The 18,106-nt window shown below is 71.6% G+C and carries 15 protein-coding genes; 11 read left to right on the forward strand and 4 right to left on the reverse strand.

The annotated features are described in order from the left end of the window. Positions 1-24: 24 nt before the first annotated feature. Positions 25-348: a helix-turn-helix domain-containing protein gene (locus AC3CH1_RS21405; RefSeq protein ID WP_488464360.1), complete on the forward strand. Its 324-nt coding sequence runs from the start codon at positions 25-27 to the stop codon at positions 346-348. A 96-nt stretch (positions 349-444) separates the two neighbouring features. Here AC3CH1_RS21405 and AC3CH1_RS21410 read toward each other — a convergent pair whose 3' ends face one another. Then, the gene (locus AC3CH1_RS21410; protein WP_488464361.1) at positions 445-681 is read right to left on the reverse strand and encodes a hypothetical protein; all 237 of its coding nucleotides are present in this window, start codon (positions 679-681) and stop codon (positions 445-447) included. A gap of 164 nt (positions 682-845) precedes the next feature. Further along, the gene (locus AC3CH1_RS21415) at positions 846-1,721 is read right to left on the reverse strand and encodes a hypothetical protein (RefSeq protein WP_488464362.1); all 876 of its coding nucleotides are present in this window, start codon (positions 1,719-1,721) and stop codon (positions 846-848) included. A gap of 550 nt (positions 1,722-2,271) precedes the next feature. Here AC3CH1_RS21415 and AC3CH1_RS21420 point away from each other — a divergent pair. Together AC3CH1_RS21420 and AC3CH1_RS21425 are read left to right on the forward strand one after the other, a co-directional pair. Continuing rightward, complete coding sequence (locus tag AC3CH1_RS21420) at positions 2,272-2,517, forward strand: hypothetical protein (protein ID WP_069755615.1); 246 nt, start codon at positions 2,272-2,274, stop codon at positions 2,515-2,517. A gap of 204 nt (positions 2,518-2,721) precedes the next feature. Then, positions 2,722-3,981: a Dyp-type peroxidase gene (locus AC3CH1_RS21425; protein WP_488464363.1), complete on the forward strand. Its 1,260-nt coding sequence runs from the start codon at positions 2,722-2,724 to the stop codon at positions 3,979-3,981. A gap of 282 nt (positions 3,982-4,263) precedes the next feature. On the opposite strand, the gene AC3CH1_RS21430 is transcribed toward AC3CH1_RS21425, so the two are convergent. Next, positions 4,264-4,521, reverse strand: coding sequence for an HU family DNA-binding protein (locus tag AC3CH1_RS21430; protein WP_488464364.1), 258 nt, complete (start codon positions 4,519-4,521; stop codon positions 4,264-4,266). A gap of 716 nt (positions 4,522-5,237) precedes the next feature. Here AC3CH1_RS21430 and AC3CH1_RS21435 point away from each other — a divergent pair. The 5 genes from AC3CH1_RS21435 to hflX all read left to right on the forward strand — a co-directional run bounded on the left by AC3CH1_RS21435 (position 5,238) and on the right by hflX (position 12,299). Continuing rightward, on the forward strand, positions 5,238-5,690 hold the full coding sequence (locus AC3CH1_RS21435) for a hypothetical protein (RefSeq protein ID WP_488464460.1): 453 nt from the start codon (positions 5,238-5,240) through the stop codon (positions 5,688-5,690). Positions 5,691-5,823: 133 nt separating this feature from the next. Then, positions 5,824-6,690 carry a diaminopimelate epimerase gene (gene dapF / locus AC3CH1_RS21440; RefSeq protein WP_488464365.1) on the forward strand — a complete coding sequence of 289 codons (867 nt, stop codon included), beginning with the start codon at positions 5,824-5,826 and terminating at the stop codon, positions 6,688-6,690. Positions 6,691-6,861: 171 nt separating this feature from the next. Continuing rightward, on the forward strand, positions 6,862-9,036 hold the full coding sequence (locus AC3CH1_RS21445; protein ID WP_488464366.1) for a RelA/SpoT family protein: 2,175 nt from the start codon (positions 6,862-6,864) through the stop codon (positions 9,034-9,036). Positions 9,037-9,201: 165 nt separating this feature from the next. Beyond that, positions 9,202-10,647 (forward strand): M1 family metallopeptidase, encoded by a 1,446-nt coding sequence (locus tag AC3CH1_RS21450; RefSeq protein WP_488464367.1) that lies wholly within the window; start codon positions 9,202-9,204, stop codon positions 10,645-10,647. Between the two features lie 131 nt (positions 10,648-10,778). Further along, positions 10,779-12,299, forward strand: coding sequence for a GTPase HflX (hflX, locus tag AC3CH1_RS21455; protein WP_361881464.1), 1,521 nt, complete (start codon positions 10,779-10,781; stop codon positions 12,297-12,299). A gap of 78 nt (positions 12,300-12,377) precedes the next feature. Here the strand turns inward: hflX and AC3CH1_RS21460 are convergent, their stop codons facing one another. After that, positions 12,378-13,547, reverse strand: a complete 1,170-nt coding sequence (locus AC3CH1_RS21460; RefSeq protein ID WP_488464368.1) for a trypsin-like serine peptidase — start codon at positions 13,545-13,547, stop codon at positions 12,378-12,380. Between the two features lie 355 nt (positions 13,548-13,902). Between AC3CH1_RS21460 and AC3CH1_RS21465 the strand changes: the two genes are divergently transcribed. The 3 genes from AC3CH1_RS21465 to AC3CH1_RS21475 all read left to right on the forward strand — a co-directional run bounded on the left by AC3CH1_RS21465 (position 13,903) and on the right by AC3CH1_RS21475 (position 18,096). After that, positions 13,903-15,300 carry a diaminobutyrate--2-oxoglutarate transaminase family protein gene (locus AC3CH1_RS21465; RefSeq protein ID WP_488464369.1) on the forward strand — a complete coding sequence of 466 codons (1,398 nt, stop codon included), beginning with the start codon at positions 13,903-13,905 and terminating at the stop codon, positions 15,298-15,300. A gap of 28 nt (positions 15,301-15,328) precedes the next feature. Continuing rightward, entirely contained in the window at positions 15,329-17,233 is a 1,905-nt protein-coding gene (locus tag AC3CH1_RS21470) for an IucA/IucC family protein (RefSeq protein ID WP_488464370.1), read from the forward strand. A gap of 86 nt (positions 17,234-17,319) precedes the next feature. Continuing rightward, positions 17,320-18,096 carry a GNAT family N-acetyltransferase gene (locus AC3CH1_RS21475; RefSeq protein ID WP_488464371.1) on the forward strand — a complete coding sequence of 259 codons (777 nt, stop codon included), beginning with the start codon at positions 17,320-17,322 and terminating at the stop codon, positions 18,094-18,096. Positions 18,097-18,106 lie beyond the last annotated feature (10 nt).

The raw sequence follows: 18,106 nt of genomic DNA on the forward strand, positions 1-18,106 counted from the left end.
AGCGCGTTCCACAGAGAGGTGCAAGTGACAGCAAACGACTCGTTCGGCCGTCTCGACGACGACGACTACCCCGCCTACACCATGGGCCGGGCCGCCGAAATGCTCAACACCACCCACGGCTTCCTCCGCGCCATCGGTGAAGCCCGCCTCATCACCCCCCTGCGCTCCGAAGGCGGCCACCGCCGCTACTCCCGCTACCAGCTGCGCATCGCCGCCCGCGCCCGTGAACTCGTCGACCAGGGCACCCCCATCGAGGCTGCCTGCCGCATCGTCATCCTCGAGGACCAGCTCGAAGAAGCCCAGCGCATCAACGCCGAACACCACCGCACGACCGACCGGTCAAGCTGACGACCCGCGCCTGCCCCCGCCCGGAACACAGGGGGGACGGGCATGCGATCGATGCCGCCCGCGGTACACGCAGTACGCCGCGCCTCTGAGCCCTCATCACTTCGCGTGCCGCTGCGGCAGTCCGGGGTGGTCGCGGGTCCACGGGGCCGGCGGCTCGGGGAAGTGCTCGGGTCGGTTTCGCCTTGGCCCGGGGCGGGCCAGCAGGAGGCAGAGGACCTGGCGGGCGTCGGCGCGGCGGGTGGGGTCGTGGGCCAGGACCGCAACGGCGGTGGCCAGGAGCGGGCCGAGTACGCCGAGTACGAGGCCGGCGAGCGGCAGGATCAGGAACGTCATGAGGGGCGCCTTCCGGAGGTGCGGAGCGGGCTGACGCCACTCATTGAGGCAGCTCGGGTGCGTTCGGTGGGGGCTGTAGAAGGTCAGCGAACGACATCGAACGCGGGCGACGGAAGGGCCGGGGTCGCACGTCGGCGGGAGGCTGGTGTGTGGCGTGCCGCCGCTCAGGCGCAGAACCTTTTCCCGTGAGGTGCTTTGCCGTGTCCGCGGGTGATCTGGAAGGTCACGGGCATGAGTGGCTGCTCGGGGCTGAAGTGGCCGATGTCGGTGACGATGAGCCGGATCCACGTATCGGCGGGGCCGGTGAGCACGATGGACTCCCCGATCGCGGCACCGGTCACGGTGCAGCTGCGGGTATCGGTGATGACGAAGTAGCCGAGGCTTGGGCTTGTCTGGGTGACGTTGACGCCTATCTCACCGTCCCGCGTCCACGCGGTCTTTATCGGCCTGTCCCCCCAGGGAAAGATGGCGGTCAGCTGCTCCATGGCCGGTCTGCCGGCGCCTGCGGACGGCTGAGGGCTGGAACTGTGAGGCTTCTCCGTACTGCTGGGGGAGGCCGTCGTGGCGGTAGGTGTGGGGGAGGCGCCGGGCGATGCTGTGTCGTCGGTGAGGTGTCTGCCGGCGATGTAGCCCAGAATGCACAGGGCGACCGTCGCCGTCGCCAGAGCCCGTCGTGAAGTACGCCGCCGCTTCCTGCCGGGCACTTCGTCGCCCGGACCGGTCCCCGGCAGTCCTGGCGGCGGGCCGGGCCTTCCTGGCGTCTCTTCCTCCTCCGTGGCCGGGAGGTGAGCGGGCTGGGACGCCAGGGCCGAGAGGGCGGCATCAGCTCTCTTCCAGCGTTCCAGACATTCGGCGACCATCAGGTCTCCGCCCAACGCCCACGCGATCGGCTCGACGGTGTCCCAGCGGGGGAGCCGCTTGGCGTTGAACGTGTCCGAGATCGTGCTCTGCCTGACCGTTGCCGCGGGATACCGCGTCCGGCTCCTCCGCACGATCTCGGTGTAGCTGGGCTTCCTGGCCTCCCGGTGCAGATTCCGCATCCACGCAGCGAACACCGCAACGGGATCTGCATCGTCCCCAAGCGGCTCAGGCCCGTTCGCTGCCATTCGACTTCCTCCGTGGCCGGATCCTGCCCAGCCTCTCCTGGCCCCGGGCGGGGCGACCTCCACTCCACTCACCCTTGCAGGCCAGAGGGCCCGCCGACCCGAACTCACCACAACGCGGGCCTTCCAGCGGTTTCGAGCCGATGGGTGCCCCGCATGGAGGGGGCCAGGGAGCGTCGTGGCCGGTCCCGTAGACACATCGGGCATTTTGTGCCAGGTGTCCAGACTGTCATCGGGCGGCCGTGGGACGGGGGTCGACGGATCCCTTTGCTCACGAGCAGCGGACCCCTTGCTCGGTGCCGGCCCACGCTCCTGACAGCAGCGTCCGTCTGCTGGTTCGAGCAAAGTTGCGGACCTTGACGCTCGGTTGACCGTCGGGCTGCGTCGCAGGCCGACAGGAACTTATCCGCCAGGTCAGAGATGCGGGCCCGGAGCTCTTGAGCGACGGTGGATACAGACCGCTATCCCGTCTGCCCAGAGGAGAGCCATGATCGTCAAGATGCTGCACGAGAAGGGCCTGAAGTCCGAGCACGCCTACACCGCGGCGTTCGCGTCGATCGGGCTGTCCGTCGCCTCCTGGTGCGGATCCATGAAGGCCGAGGCAGCCGGCACCGCACGCGCGGACCGCTGGGGCATCTTCGTCGGGGAGTGGGCCCCCACCTTCTTCGCTCTCGGACTGGCCCTGGCGAACTACGAACGGGACCACGAACCCTTCCACTCCGCAGCGCACTGACGCCGACCGGGCACCTCGGGCCTCCTGAGGTGGCGGAGGCTGCGGGGCAGGGACCATTTCCCCGGCCAGCCGATGCAACGGCGCGTCTTGTGACCTCGCCATACGCCATACGGATGCGAGAGGCGTTGTCCTCGGTCGCCAGTGCCCGACTCGGGTAGAGGTGAAAGGGACAGAGCAGCATCACCGACCCCGGAGAGAACGGCCATGACGGAAACTGACCACGGCCGGGCTCAGCGCCCTGGTCGGCGTGCGGTGGTACGAGGGGCCGCGTGTCTTCTTGGAGCCGCGAGTCTGACCGGCACGGTGCCGGTCAGCCACGCTTCCGGCACGCCGACGACGGACGGCGATGACGGGGTGCCGTTCCACGGTGCGCACCAGGCGGGAATCCTTACCCGCCAGCAGTCGTTCGGCGGCTTCGTCGCCTTCGACGTCCTCGCACAGAACCGTGCGGAGCTGGCCGCGCTCTTCAAGACGCTGACCGTCCGGTGCCGTACCCTCACGGCGGGCGTCACACCCAAGGACCCGGATGTGGCAGCGGTACGCGGCCCGCAGGACCAACTGACCATCACCGTCGGCGTCGGCGCCTCGCTCTTCGACGGACGATACGGACTGGAGCGAACCCGCCCGCCCGGGCTCATCCCCATGCCGCACTTCCCCGGGGACCGGCTGGACTCCGCAAGCTGTCACGGCGATCTCTCCGTACAGATCTGCGCCCAGCACCCTGACGCCGTTCTCCACGTCGTACGAGACCTTGCCCGGGAGACCGCGGGACTGCTGCGGACGCGGTGGCGGACCGACGGCTTCTTGAACCCGCCCCGCCCCGAGGGCGCTCCACGCTCGTTCGTCGGGTTCAAGGACGGCACCGCGCACCCGGACACGACATCGGCCCGGGAGATGGACCGGCTGGTCTGGGTCGGCCCGGAAGGACCGGGCTGGGCGCGAGGCGGGACCTACCAGGTCCTGCGCACCATCCGGCTCCACGCGGAGGCGTGGGACCGCGTCCCGACAGCCGAACAGGAGCGGATCTTCGGTCGGCGCAAGGCGACCGGCGCACCGCTGGACGGACGCGAGGAGAGCGACCTGCCCGACTACGGACGTGACCCGCAGGGCCGCCTGACGCCCCTGGACTCCCACATCCGCCGGGCCAACCCGCGCACCCCCGGCAGCGAAAGCTCGGTCCTGCTGCGCCGGAGCTACAACATCGACCAGGGCCTCGCACCCGACGGGACCCTTGATGTGGGACTCATCTTCTGCTGCTACCAGCGGAACATCGCATCGCAGTTCGCGACCGTGCAGAAACGGCTGGAGGGCGAGCGGTTCGCGGATTTCAGCACCACGACGGGGGGCGGCTACTTCCTCGTGCTGCCGGGACTGACCGACGCATCGGACTGGTACGGCTCCAGACTGCTCGGCCCGCGCGACCACGAGGCGGGCGCACCTCATCGACCGCCAGTTCAACAGTGAGTTCCTAGAAGGCAGCGCGAGTCCTCATGCCTGCGGCTATGCGTCGGGCAACGCCCCGGGCACAACGCCGTTCGGGTCTGGTGCTTCGGCCGCTCTGGCGGCGGCCGGCTGAACGCCAGCGGCGCCACAACCGAGTCCGCCGCGCCGACCGGGCAGCCGATCAGGCCCGTCACCAGCCCTTGACCTGCCGGGCAGGCTCGTGGCACGAGCGGTCGGAACTCGCGCTCAAGGACGCAACCGTACGGGGCGAACACGCAGGGCCCGGTTGCGGACGCGGCAGGGTCAGCCGACGGTGCCGTCGAGGTACTCCTCCAGCGCCTGCCCCGGCCTCAAGGCCGGGCGGGAGCCTTCGACGTGAAAGGCACCGAATCCGACAAGGCTGACGCCGGCCCCGCGCTTGAGGCTCTCAGCGATCACTCCGGCGTACTCCACGGTTCCGAACAGCGCATCGATCACCCGCTCGACGTCCTCCGTCGGCAACCGCGTACCCGTGTGAGCGGTCTTGCCTGCCACGGCTTCGACCAGTGCGTCCTTGTTCATACGCTCCCTCTCTCCGTCACCATGGTGACGCCGGGCGCAGATGCCGACAGCACGCCGGAACGGGGCGAGGGACGGCCGAAGCACTCGCAGCGTGCCGGGCACCCACGTATAGCAGCTGTGCCGTCCAACTCCGTCGTGGCGCGCGAAAGCCACCTGCCGGTACCGGTCATCAAAGGAGCCAGATCACGATGACCCATTGCCTTTTTTGTGCACGGGGATACGGAGCCGGGCTGAACTTGAGCAGCAGAATGTGCCTCGATACCGGCGCCCGGGCGAAGCCGGGGACCCGCCCGGTTGGGTCAGGCGCTCGATGGCGGCGTCCTGGGTGGGGAAGCCGGACTCCTCGGCCTGCTTGCCCCGGGCGTTGCGGCATCGGATCGTGGGGAGGTGCGGGCAGCCTGCCGGGCGGCGACACGCGCAGGACTTGAAGAAGCTGCCCATGCCCCGCGCAAGCTTGTTCGACACGAAGTTGCGGCCCCTTCGCCGAGTTCGGTCGCGACCGTGTAATCGGGCGCTGACCTGGGGTTATTGCTGACCTCCTGCTGACTCGCCGACCAGCAGCAGACGCCTGACCTGCATAAACCCCAAAGCGGAGCCATAACAGCCTGATCACGTGATGGCATCGGGAAGCTCCGCCCGTCAATTCGGCACCCGTGATCGTGCCATCATCGAGCATCGATCCACCAGTGGAGTCCGAGTTGGGAGGGCGCGTGGCGATGGAGGCCGGCCCTCGCGACACGGAGCAGCGCGACACACAGCACGACGGGCCGTCACCGCGGGAGACCGCGGGGCGGCTGAGTCCCGACGGGCCCGACGAGCAGGACGTGACCCCGGAGGTCGAGGTCGAGCTGCGGCCCACCCGCAAGCTGCGGATCTGGCAGCTCGCTCCCATCGTCGTACTGGCCGCGGTCGGCTCGCTGATGTTCGCCTTTCCCCTCGCCTTCGAGTTCGGCGACGGCGGCGCCATCGTCGCCATGCTGGGGCTCCTGATCAGCTGCTGCGCGGCCGGCTGGGGCATGATGGCCGCCCGCCGCGTCGGGCACACCTGGCCGGGCCTGCCCTCCCGCGGCTCCGGCGCCCGCCCCGACTGGCGGGTGATCGCGCTGTACGCGGTGACCGGAGCCGCCCTGGTCGCGCTCGCCGTCTGGCGCGTGGACCGACTGCGCTGACGGCAGGAAACGCCCTGCGCCGGGCCCGCCCGCGCGGGTCATGGGCCCGGGCGCCCGGGCTCCGTGCCGCTCGCGGGACCGGCCGCCGGGTCCGCTCGTGCGGGTTGTCGGCGCCGCCTCGTACAGTAGGCCTGTGAGCATCTCGCAGATCGCCTTCCTCAAGGGTCACGGCACCGAGAACGACTTCGTGATCGTCCCGGACCCGGACAACGCCCTCCCACTGCCCGCCGCCGTCGTCGCCCGGCTCTGCGACCGCCGGGCCGGCATCGGCGGTGACGGCCTGCTGCACGTCGTGCGGTCCGCCGCGCACCCCGAGGCGCGCTCCATGGCGGACGCGGCCGAGTGGTTCATGGACTACCGCAACGCGGACGGCTCGATCGCCGAGATGTGCGGCAACGGCGTGCGGGTCTTCGCCCACTACCTCCAGCGCGCCGGCCTCGTCGAGAAGGGCGACCTCACCGTCGCCACCCGGGGCGGCCCCAAGCGCGTGCACCTCGCGAAGGACGGCGACATCACGGTCTCCATGGGCCGTGCCCTGCTGCCCGAGGAGAACGCCACGGTCAGCGTCGGCGACCGCAGCTGGCCCGCCCACAACGTCAACATGGGCAACCCGCACGCGGTCGCCTTCGTCGACGACCTCGACCACGCCGGCGACCTGCTCACCGCCCCGCCCGTCAGCCCCGGCGCCGTCTACCCCGACGGCGTCAACATCGAGTTCGTCGTCGACCGGGGCCCGCGCCACGTCGGCATGCGTGTCCACGAGCGCGGCTCCGGCGAGACCCGCTCGTGCGGCACCGGCGCCTGCGCGGTCGCCGTCGCCACCGCCCGCCGGGACGGGGCCGACCCCGCGAAGACCGGCCTCCCCGCCACCTACCGGGTGGACCTCCCCGGCGGCACCCTCGTCATCACCGAGCACCCCGACGGCGGTATCGACATGACCGGACCGGCCGTGATCGTCGCCGAGGGCGTCATCGACCCGATCTGGCTCGAAACCCCCTGAGGGATGGCTCGCTCGAAACGATGACCCGCCCGAGCTTCGCTCGAATGGGTGATCCGTTTCACGCTGGGCGAGAGCTGGACTGCGCCACGTGGTGGGGTCGATAGCATCAAGCACCGGTCCCGAGGGGCATCCGCCCCTCCCCAGCGCCGGTCGACGTCGCCGGAGGTGCCCATGAGTGCAGAGGCCGCCGATCCGGGCGCTCCCCTACGCAGGCGGAGCCGCCCCCGGATCGATCTGCGCAGACTGGGCCGGGTGGCACTGCGGGGCCCGGTCTCCCGCGACCGGCTGCCCGACGCCATCGGGCATGTCGCCGAGGCGCATCGCGCCCACCACCCCGACGCCGACCTGACCATCCTGCGCCGGGCCTACGTCCTCGCGGAGTCTTCGCACCGCGGCCAGATGCGCAAGAGCGGCGAGCCGTACATCACGCATCCGCTGGCCGTCACCCTGATCCTCGCCGAGCTCGGCGCCGAGACCACCACCCTCACCGCCTCCCTGCTCCACGACACCGTCGAGGACACGGAAGTGACGCTCGACCAGGTACGCGAGCAGTTCGGCGACGAGGTCTGCTATCTCGTCGACGGCGTGACGAAGCTGGAGAAGGTCGACTACGGCGCCGCCGCCGAACCGGAGACCTTCCGCAAGATGCTCGTCGCCACCGGCAACGACGTCCGGGTCATGTCGATCAAGCTCGCGGACCGGCTGCACAACATGCGCACCCTCGGCGTGATGCGCCCCGAGAAGCAGGCCAGGATCGCCAAGGTCACCCGGGACGTCCTCATCCCGCTCGCCGAACGGCTCGGCGTGCAGGCGCTCAAGACCGAGCTGGAGGACCTGGTCTTCGCGATCCTGCACCCCGAGGAGTACGAGCGCACCCGCGCCCTGATCGCCGCCGCGGAAGGCCAGGGCGCCCCCCTCGACACCATCGCCGACAACGTACGGGGCACCCTGCGTGACGCGGGCATCACCGCCGAAGTCCTCATCAGACCACGCCACTTCGTCTCCGTGCACCGGGTCCGCGGGAAACGCGGCGAACTGCGGGGCACCGACTTCGGCCGCCTGCTCGTCCTCGTCGCCGAGGACGCCGACTGCTACGCCGTCCTCGGCGAACTGCACACCTGCTTCACTCCGGTGATCTCCGAGTTCAAGGACTTCATCGCCGCTCCCAAGTTCAACCTGTACCAGTCGCTGCACACCGCGGTCGTCGGCCCCGGAGGCGCCGTCGCCGAAGTCCTCATCCGCACGCACCGGATGCACAAGGTCGCCGAGGCGGGCGTGGTCGCGCTGGGCAACCCGTACGCCCAGGACCACGCCGCCACCCCGCAGAGCGAGCCGTCCGACGAGCGCGCCGACCCCACCCGGCCCGGCTGGCTCTCCCGGCTGCTGGACTGGCAGGAGTCCGCCACCGACCCCGACACCTTCTGGACCACCCTGCGCGACGATCTCGCCCAGGACCGCGAGATCACCGTGTTCCGCACCGACGGAGGCACCCTCGGGCTGCCCGCCGGGGCCAGCTGCGTCGACGCCGCCTACGCGCAGTTCGGCGACCGGGCGCACACCTCCATCGGGGCCCGGGTCAACGGCCGCCTCGCCACCCTGAGCACCGTCCTCAGCGACGGCGACACCGTGCAGCTGCTGCTGGCCCAGGACACCGCGTCCGGTCCCTCGCCCGACTGGCTCGACCACGCGCGCACCCCCACCGCCCGGATCGCGATCACCGGCTGGCTCACCGACCACCCCGACGAGGCGAAGCCCGCCCCCTCGACGATGACGTCCGTGGAGGCGGGCGGACCCGGCCCGGCCGTGCCCGCCGCCCCGGGGCGCGACGCCCAGGCCACAGCGCCGGCGCGCACCCGGTCCGGGCCCCGCGCCACCGGCGTCGTCGTCGACGGGCCGGACGCGCCGGTGCGCCTCGCCGGCTGCTGCACGCCGGTGCCCCCCGACGAGCTGACCGGCTTCACCGTCCGCGGTGGCACGGTCACCGTGCACCGCCGCGAGTGCCCCGCCGTGGCCGCCATGCAGGAGATCGGCCGCGCCCCGGTCGGGGCCCGCTGGGCCGACGCGGAGGACCGGGAAACCGACGCGGGCTGCCGGGTCACCCTGGTCGCCGAGTCCTTCGGCCGCCCCCGGCTCCTCGCCGACCTGACCGAGGCCATCGCCACCGCCGAGGCGGCGATCGTCTCCGCCACCGTGGAACCGCCCAGCGAGCAGCGCGTCCGCCACACCTACACCCTCCAGCTCCCCGACGCGGCGGGCCTTCCCGCTCTGATGCGTGCCATGCGCGAGGTCGCCGGGGTCTACGACGTCAGCCGCGCCCAGCACCCGGCCCCGGCCTCCGCCGGCTGAGCAGCCCCGGAAGCGAGGAAGCCCGGAAGCCCCGGAAACGGCCCGCGCCCGGCGCGGTGCCTCCCCGCTGGCTGCACCGCTCCTCCCGCCGGTGACGCGTTCTCGTTCGAGTGGCGCGGCGCGCGGCTCCCCGGCCGGGCGGCGACGCGCTGATAGCGGTAGTCCATGCCGCTCCTCTCCCGCCGCCTGCGCGCCGCCCTGCTGGCGACCGCCTCGGCCACCCTCGTCGCCGCCACCCTGCCCACCCCCGAGCCCCTGGGCATCGGCGACCGGCTCTTCCCCGAGCTGGGGAACCCCGGATACGACGTCCTCGCGTACGACATCGCCTTCACGTATCACGGCAGCAACACCAAGCCCCTGGACGCCGTCACGAAGATCAGGGCCCGCACCACCGCTCCGCTGGACCGGATCAACCTCGACTTCGCCCGGGGCGCCGTCCACGGGGTCGAGGTCAACGGACTGGCCGCCGACTTCGGCAGCAAGCGCGAGGACCTGGTCGTTCAGGCCCCCCGCCGCCTCCCCGCGGGCGTACCGCTGAACATCACCGTCCGGCACACCAGCGACCCGGGCGGATCCGGGGACGACGGCGGCTGGGTCCGCACCGCCGACGGCCTCGCCATGGCCAACCAGGCCGACGCCGCCCACCGGGTCTTCCCCGGCAACGACCACCCGTCCGACAAGGCGTACTTCACCTTCCGGATCACCGCCCCCGAGAAGCTGACGGCGGTCGCGGCCGGCCTGCCCGCGGGGAAGACCCGGCGCGGGGCCACGACCACCTGGACCTACCGCACCGAGCACCCCATGGCGACCGAACTGGCCCAGGTCTCCATCGGCAGCTCCGCCGTCCTGCACCGCACCGGCCCCCACGGACTGCCGGTGCGCGACGTCGTCCCGGCCGCCGATCGGAAGAAGCTGGAGCCCTGGCTGAAGAAGACCCCCGCCCAAATCGAGTGGATGGAGGAGCAGGTCGGCCGCTACCCCTTCGAGACGTACGGGGTGCTCGTCGCCGACAGCCCCATCGGCTTCGCCCTGGAGACCCAGACGCTGTCGCTGTTCGGGAAGTCCTTCTTCACCGAGCCCGGCTACCCGGAGTGGTACGTCGACTCGGTGATGGTCCACGAGCTGGCCCACCAGTGGTTCGGCGACAGCGTCTCGCCCGCGAGCTGGTCCGACCTGTGGCTCAACGAAGGACACGCCAGTTGGTACGAGGCCCGGTACGCCGAGGAGAACGGCGGCGGGACCCTGGAGCGACGGATGCGTGAGGCGTACAAGCTCTCCGACGGCTGGCGCGCGGACGGCGGCCCTCCGGCGCACCCGGACGGCCCGGCCCCGGGGCAGAAGCTCAGCCTGTTCCGGCCCGTCATGTACGACGGCAGCGCCCTGGTGCTCTACGCCCTGCGCCAGGAGATCGGCGAGGCCGCCTTCGACCGGCTGGAGCGCACCTGGGTCCGGGTGCACCGGGACTCCACGGCGACCACCGCGGACTTCACCCGGCTGGCGTCCGGCATCGCGGGACGGGACCTGTCCGCCTTCTTCGACGGCTGGCTGTACGGCGAGAAGACCCCGCCGATGCCGGGCCACCCCGACTGGAGCAGCGCGAAACCCGCGTGACGAGCCCGGCGGAGCCGTGCCACTATCGACGCGTCGGCGCGGCGGACCGCACCGGAGTTCCCGGCAGGGAATCATCCGGGAAGATCACACGTTGTGACTGACGTAACGACTTCTATCGACGTAAGGATCCAATGACCTCCTCTTCTTCCCTTCCCCAGGACGCGCAGAACGCGCAGAGCGCCACGGAGAACGCGACCGAGAGCCTCACCGAGAGCCTTCGGGCCGACGCCCTGATGGAAGAGGACGTCGCCTGGAGCCAGGAGATCGACGGAGCGCGGGACGGCGACCAGCTGGACCGCTCCGAGCGTGCCGCGCTGCGACGCGTGGCCGGTCTCTCCACGGAGCTCGAGGACGTCACCGAGGTCGAGTACCGCCAGCTGCGCCTGGAGCGCGTGGTGCTGGTGGGTGTCTGGACCTCGGGGACGGTGCGTGACGCGGAGATCTCCCTCGCGGAGCTCGCCGCACTCGCCGAAACGGCGGGCGCACAGGTGCTGGACGCGGTGTACCAGCGGCGCGACAAGCCGGACCCGGCCACCTACATCGGCTCGGGCAAGGCGCTGGAGCTCCGTGACATGGTGCTCGAGTCCGGTGCCGACACCGTCGTCTGCGACGGTGAGCTGAGCCCGGGCCAGCTGATCCACCTGGAAGACGTCGTCAAGGTGAAGGTGGTCGACCGGACCGCCCTCATCCTCGACATCTTCGCCCAGCACGCCAAGTCCCGTGAGGGCAAGGCGCAGGTCTCGCTGGCCCAGATGCAGTACATGCTGCCTCGCCTGCGCGGCTGGGGTCAGTCGCTCTCCCGTCAGATGGGCGGCGGTGGTTCCAGCGGCGGTGGCGGCATGGCCACCCGTGGTCCCGGTGAGACCAAGATCGAGACGGACCGGCGACGGATCCGCGAGAAGATGGCGAAGATGCGCCGGGAGATCGCGGAGATGAAGACCGGCCGCGAGATCAAGCGGCAGGAGCGCAAGCGCAACAAGGTGCCCTCCGTCGCCATCGCCGGATACACCAACGCGGGCAAGTCCTCGCTGCTCAACCGCCTGACCGGGGCCGGTGTCCTGGTGGAGAACGCCCTGTTCGCCACCCTGGACCCGACCGTCCGCCGGGCCGAGACGCCGAGCGGCCGCATCTACACCCTGGCCGACACCGTCGGGTTCGTCCGGCATCTGCCGCACCACCTGGTCGAGGCGTTCCGCTCCACCATGGAGGAGGTCGGCGAGTCCGATCTCATCCTCCACGTGGTGGACGGCTCCCACCCGGTGCCGGAGGAGCAGCTCGCCGCGGTGCGCGAGGTGATCCGGGACGTCGGCGCGGTGGACGTACGCGAGATCGTCGTGATCAACAAGGCGGACGCGGCGGACCCGCTGGTCCTCCAGAGGCTGCTGCGCAACGAGAAGCACGCCATCACGGTCTCGGCCAGGACCGGCGCCGGAATCGACGAGCTGCTCGCGCTCATCGACGCCGAGCTGCCCCGGCCGTCCGTCGAGATCGAGGTGCTCGTGCCGTACATCCAGGGGGCTCTGGTCTCCCGGGTGCACGCCGAGGGCGAGGTGCTCTCCGAGGAGCACACCGCCGAGGGCACCCTGCTCAAGGCCCAGGTCCACGAGGAGCTGGCCGCGGAGCTCGGGACCTTCGTCCCCGCCGCGCACTGACAGCCGTACAGCCGCGACAAGCCGAAGGCCCGGCCCCCTCCGGAGAGATCCGGGAGGGCCGGGCCTTCGGCGTGCGACCTACTGGCCCGCGTACTTCTCGCTCACCGCGCGGTAGATGCCCTCGGCCTCCTTGCCGAGCCGGGGCCCGGCCAGCCAGCCCGCGGTGACCGGGCCGATCGAGGTGTTCGAGACCAGGGCGGGCTTGCCGTCCCGCCCGGCCGCGACCCAGCCGCCGCCGGAGGAACCGCCGGTCATCGTGCAGCCGACGCGGTACATCGTGGGCTGGTCCTGGAAGACGGAGAGCCGACCCGGCTTGTCCTCGCACTGGAGCAGCTTCTGACCGTCGAACGGCGGCGCGGCCGGGTAACCCGTCGCCGTCATGGCGTCGATCTCCGGCACGGCGGGAGCGTTGAACTCGACCGGCAGGGCCGAACCGACCGTCTCCTCCAGCGACTTGCCGCCCGCACCCTTCTCCGGCGTGACATGCAGCACCGCGAAGTCGTACGGGGCGCCCTGGCCGCCGACGGCCGCGCCCTGGGCGATCCACTGCTCGGAGGTCTGGGCCCACTGACCCCACCACACACCGTAGGGAGCGATCTTCTCCTTCGGCGCGGTCTCCAGCTCGGCGAGAGACAGTCCGTCGTTGTTGTACGCCGGGACGAAGGCGATGTTGCGGTACCAACCGCCCTTCTTGCCCGCGTGCACGCAGTGCCCGGCGGTCCACACCATGTTGGACTTGCCGGGGTTCGCCGGGTCCTTCACCACGGTCGCGGAACAGACCATCGAGCCCTGCGGGCCGTCGAAGAGCAGCTTCCCGGACTCCGGGGCGTTGTCGTGGTACGGCGTCGCGACACCGGCGGCCCGGACCGGGACCGGCGTCGGGTCCGTCACGCCGTCGTCGCCGGAGATGTCGTCGTCGACCGGGTTCTCCGGGGGCTTGTCGGCCTCCCGCATCCGGTCCGGGTCCCACAGGCCGTCGATGATCGGGTTGACGAAGTCCTTGGCCTCACGCAGCCACTTGTCCTTGTCCCAGTTCTTCCACTCCCCGTCCCGCCACTTGTCGGGGTCGATCCCGTGCTCCTTGAGACGGTTCTTGAGGTCGTCCGGGATGACGACCTTGCCGTCGGACGACTGGTCGGCCGAGGCGCTGGGCGTACCGCCCGCGTTGTCCTCCTCCGGACCGCACGCCGTGGCGGTGAGCGCCAGTACGGCGGCGACGGCGGTCGCGGCGAGCGCGGTGGAGGGCATGCGCCGTGCGCGCCTCCCGCGCCGTGCGGTATCGGTCGGGCGAATGGGTCGCATCTCGTGATCCCCCTGGGACTTCGTCACTCGGTACTCGTGCTGCATTGCGGACACTTCGGGCGCCGGAGCAGGTGCTTCCCCGCCGTTGTGCGGCCCCCACTATGCCGGTGCCGATGGTGACGGTACGCGGCAGGTCCGCGGTTCCGTCGCCGCCAGGATGCTCCGATTCACCCGTGATCCATCGCGGACGGCGTCGTTGGTACGTACGGGGGACACCAGGACAGCGTTCACGCCCTCGGTGCGTCCACGCGAAAACGTACCGACGTGCAACGCAACTGTTACCGCAGGAGGATCAAGAGCCGTGTCCGTGACCGAACCCGCACCGGTGACGCCGCCGCCCTCCGCACACGAGGGGATTCTCCGCCGCCAGAACTCGCGCGAATCGGCGGCCCGCACCTACGCGCGGTCCCTGCCGATCGTCCCGGTGCGCGCCCGCGGGCTCACCATCGAGGGCGCGGACGGACGCCGCTACCTCGACTGTCTGTCGGGCGCCGGCACACTGGCCCTCGGGCACAACCACCCCGTCGTGCTCGAAGCCATCCGGAAGGTCATCGACTCCGGCGCACCCCTGCACGTGCTGGACCTCGCCACCCCGGTCAAGGACGACTTCACCACCGAGCTGTTCTCCACCCTGCCGCGGGAGTTCGCCGACAACGCCCGCATCCAGTTCTGCGGCCCCGCCGGCACGGACGCCGTCGAGGCCGCGTTCAAACTGGTCCGCGCCGCGACCGGGCGCACCGGCCTGCTGACCTTCACCGGCGCCTACCACGGCATGACCGCCGGGGCCCTGGCGGCCTCCGGCGGCGCCACCGACGTACGGGTGACCCGGCTGCCCTTCCCGCAGGACTACCGCTGTCCGTTCGGGACCGGCGGCGAGCGCGGCGCGGCGCTCGCCGCCCGCTGGACCGAACATCTGCTGGACGATCGCAAGGGCGGGGTTCCGGCCCCCGCCGGAATGATCGTGGAGCCGGTCCAGGGCGAGGGCGGCGTCAACCCCGCCCCCGACTCCTGGCTGCGCCGCATGCGCCGGATCACCGAGGACCGATCCATCCCCCTCATCGCCGACGAGGTGCAGACCGGGGTCGGCAGGACCGGCGCCTTCTGGGCCGTCGAGCACAGCGGCGTCATGCCCGACGTCATGGTCCTCTCCAAAGCGATCGGCGGCTCCCTGCCCCTCGCCGTGATCGTCTACCGCGCTGAACTGGATCTTTGGCAGCCGGGCGCCCACGCGGGTACGTTTCGTGGCAACCAACTCGCCATGGCGGCGGGCGCGGCCACGCTCGCGTACGTCAGGGAGAACCAACTGGCGGACCGCGCTGCGGTCCTGGGGGCCCGGATGCTCGCCCGTCTGAGGGAGCTGCAGGCACACCACCCGGGAATCGGTGACGTACGGGGGCGTGGACTGATGATCGGTATGGAGCTGGTGGATCCCGAGCGCGCGCCCCTGCCCGCCGAGGCGGGCGACGACCACCCAGCCCCGCCGCCCGATCCGGCGCTCGCCCTCGCCGTCCAGCAGGAATGTCTGCGACGCGGCCTCATCGTCGAACTGGGCGGCCGCCACGACGCCGTGGTCCGCCTCCTTCCGCCCCTCACCCTCACCGACGAGCAGGCCAGTGCCGTCGTCGACCGTCTCGCCGACGCGCTGGCAGCCGCGACACGCTCCCCGCACCGTCGGACCACCGCCGGGCCGACCACCTGAACCCGGAATCCCCACAAGGAAGAACGTCGTGAACCCCACCCCCGCGTCCGAGGCCGACGGCCACGGCACCCCCCAGCACCGAGGGCAGGACGGACCGGCCGCCCCCGGCACGGTCGAGGCGACGACCGTGCCCCGCCAGAAATCCCCGCGCGATCCCGACCCCGCCGCGTACCCGCCCGGTCCGGACCTCCGCACCCGGGCGGGCCGGGGCCCGAGCCCCGACGCCCTCGACGACCCGGACCCGCTGCGGGCCGCCGACGCGGCGGGCACGGAGAGCCTCCTGCGGTGCTGGACCCGGGAGAGCGACCTGCCCCGCCCCGACGGCGACACCCTGCGCATCGCCTTCCCCGCCAGCGGTACCGCCCTGCTCGTCCCCGTCCGCTACTGGTCCGCCACCGGGGCCCACCGCTTCGGCGCACCCGTCCTGGAGAACGCCCCCGCCGGTGCTCCGCACGCCGACGCCCCCACCGTCGCCGTCCTCATCGGCCGTGAGGGCGGCGAGAGCGGCGCGGGCGATCTGGTCGCCCGGGTCGCCGACTCCGTACGCCACACCGCCGACTTCATCGACCAGCGGCGGCGCAACCCGGCGGACCCCGCCGAGGCAGACCTCTTCCTCACCGCCGAACAGTCCCTGCTGCTCGGCCATCCCCTCCACCCCACGCCCAAGAGCCGCGAAGGCCTCTCCGAGTCGGAGTCCCGTCGCTATTCGCCCGAGCTCCACGGGTCCTTCCCGCTCCACTGGTTCGCCGTCGACCGGGCGCTGATCGCCACCGACTCCGCCTGGACCGAAGGCGGTCCGGCCACCGCCGAGGAACTGCTCGCCCCGCACGCCGAAGGGCTGAGCCTGCCCCCCGGCACCGTCGCCGTCCCCGTACACCCCTGGCAGGCCGCCGATCTGCTCCACCGCCCCCAGGTCCGCGCCCTCGCCGACACCGGCCTGCTCCACGACCTCGGCCCCCACGGCGAGCACTGGCACCCCACCTCCTCCATCCGCACCGTGCACCGCCCCGACGCACGGGTGATGCTCAAGCTCTCCCTCGGCGTACGCATCACCAACTCGCGCCGGGAGAACCTCCGCAAGGAGCTGCACCGGGGAGTCGAGGTCCACCGCCTCCTGTCGACCGGACTCGCCGAGCGCTGGCAGCGGGAGCACCCCGGCTTCGACGTCGTCCGGGACCCCGCCTGGCTCGCCGTCGACGACCCCGAGGGCGCATCCGTCATGGGGCTCGACGTCATGCTCCGCCACAACCCCTTCGGCCCGGGCGACGACGCCGCCTGCATCGCGGGACTCACCGCGCAGCGCCCCCGGCCCGGCCGGCCCGGCATGCGCTCCCGGCTCGCCGAGGTCGTCGCCGGCCTGGCCGCCCGCACCGGCTGCGGCGCCAACGCCGTCTCCACCGAATGGTTCCGCCGCTATCTGCACCACGTCGTGCGCCCCGTCCTCTGGCTCGACGCCCACGGCGGAGTCGCCCTCGAAGCCCATCAGCAGAACACCCTCGTCCTCCTCGACCCGGACGGCTGGCCCGTCGGCGGCCGCTACCGGGACAACCAGGGCTACTACTTCCGCGACTCCCGCCGGGACGAGCTGGAACAGCGACTCCCCGGCATCGGCGCCGTCAGCGACACGTTCGTCTCCGACCCGGTCACCGACGAACGGTTCGCCTACTACCTCGGCATCAACAACGTCCTCGGCCTGATCGGGGCGTTCGGCGCCCAGCGCCTGGGCGACGAGCAGGAACTCCTCACCGTCCTGCGCCGATTCCTCACCGAGACCGCGGAACTGGGCTCGCCCCTGCCCGCGTATCTCCTGGAGAACCGCGAACTGCGCTGCAAGGCCAACCTGCTGACCCGGCTCCACGGCCTCGACGAGCTGGTCGGGCCGGTCGACACCCAGTCCGTGTACGTCACCATCGCCAACCCCCTGCACAGCTGAGCCGCAACCGCCCCGGGCAGACTCCGACCGCACCCGCTCCCCGGACGCCCACCGACCGCACCCGGTCCAGAGAGGAGAGCGCCACCGTGCCTCCCGCCGAACCCTCAGCGGAATCCGACGCCGCACCGGCCGACCACGCCTCCGTCGAACGGACCGGCGCCCAACGGTCCGACAGCCGCGCGGACGGCAGCGCCGGCGTCGAGGACACCCTCGACCTGGAGCTCACCGAGGAGCTACTCGCCCTGATCGCCGAAGAGCGAAGCGCCCAGGCGGCGGGGCCCCGGGTCGCCCATGAGCTGTTGGGCGACCCGGGGGCCTGGCCGCCCGCGACCACCGCGGCGGGGGAGTTCGCCCTCGTCCCCGTCCGGCCGGCGCGTGATCTCGCCCTCGTCAGCCGCTGGATGAACGATCCTGCCGTGGCGGCCTTCTGGGAGCTCGCCGGACCCGAATCCGTCACCGCCGACCACCTCAGGACCCAGCTCGAAGGGGACGGACGCAGCATCCCGTGCCTGGGCGTACTCGACTCCACACCCATGAGCTACTGGGAGATCTACCGCGCCGACCTCGACCCTCTGGCCCGCCACTACCCCGCCCGCCCCCACGACACCGGCGTCCATCTCCTCATCGGGGGCGTGAACAACCGTGGCCGGGGCGTGGGCACCGCCTTGCTCCGCGCCGTCGCCGACCTCGTCCTGGACAACCTTCCGCGGTGCGGTCGGGTCGTCGCCGAGCCGGACCTGCGCAACACCCCCTCCGTATCCGCTTTCCTCAGCGCCGGTTTCCGCTTCTCCGCCGAAGTGGATCTCCCCGACAAACGCGCCGCGCTGATGATCCGCGACCGAACACACCGAGCCCAGCTGTGACTTACTCGCC

The organism is Streptomyces sp. MGP-P1 (assembly GCF_057766565.1).

Coding starts and splice junctions, on each gene's coding strand:
- AC3CH1_RS21410 (WP_488464361.1), bottom strand. CDS start 681: ATGACGTTCCTGATCCTGCCGCTCGCCGGCCTCGTACTCGGCGTACTC.
- AC3CH1_RS21415 (WP_488464362.1), bottom strand. CDS start 1,721: ATGCGGAATCTGCACCGGGAGGCCAGGAAGCCCAGCTACACCGAGATC.
- AC3CH1_RS21420 (WP_069755615.1), top strand. CDS start 2,272: ATGATCGTCAAGATGCTGCACGAGAAGGGCCTGAAGTCCGAGCACGCC.
- AC3CH1_RS21425 (WP_488464363.1), top strand. CDS start 2,722: ATGACGGAAACTGACCACGGCCGGGCTCAGCGCCCTGGTCGGCGTGCG.
- AC3CH1_RS21430 (WP_488464364.1), bottom strand. CDS start 4,521: ATGAACAAGGACGCACTGGTCGAAGCCGTGGCAGGCAAGACCGCTCAC.
- AC3CH1_RS21435 (WP_488464460.1), top strand. CDS start 5,238: ATGGAGGCCGGCCCTCGCGACACGGAGCAGCGCGACACACAGCACGAC.
- AC3CH1_RS21445 (WP_488464366.1), top strand. CDS start 6,862: ATGAGTGCAGAGGCCGCCGATCCGGGCGCTCCCCTACGCAGGCGGAGC.
- AC3CH1_RS21450 (WP_488464367.1), top strand. CDS start 9,202: ATGCCGCTCCTCTCCCGCCGCCTGCGCGCCGCCCTGCTGGCGACCGCC.
- hflX (WP_361881464.1), top strand. CDS start 10,779: ATGACCTCCTCTTCTTCCCTTCCCCAGGACGCGCAGAACGCGCAGAGC.
- AC3CH1_RS21460 (WP_488464368.1), bottom strand. CDS start 13,547: ATGCCCTCCACCGCGCTCGCCGCGACCGCCGTCGCCGCCGTACTGGCG.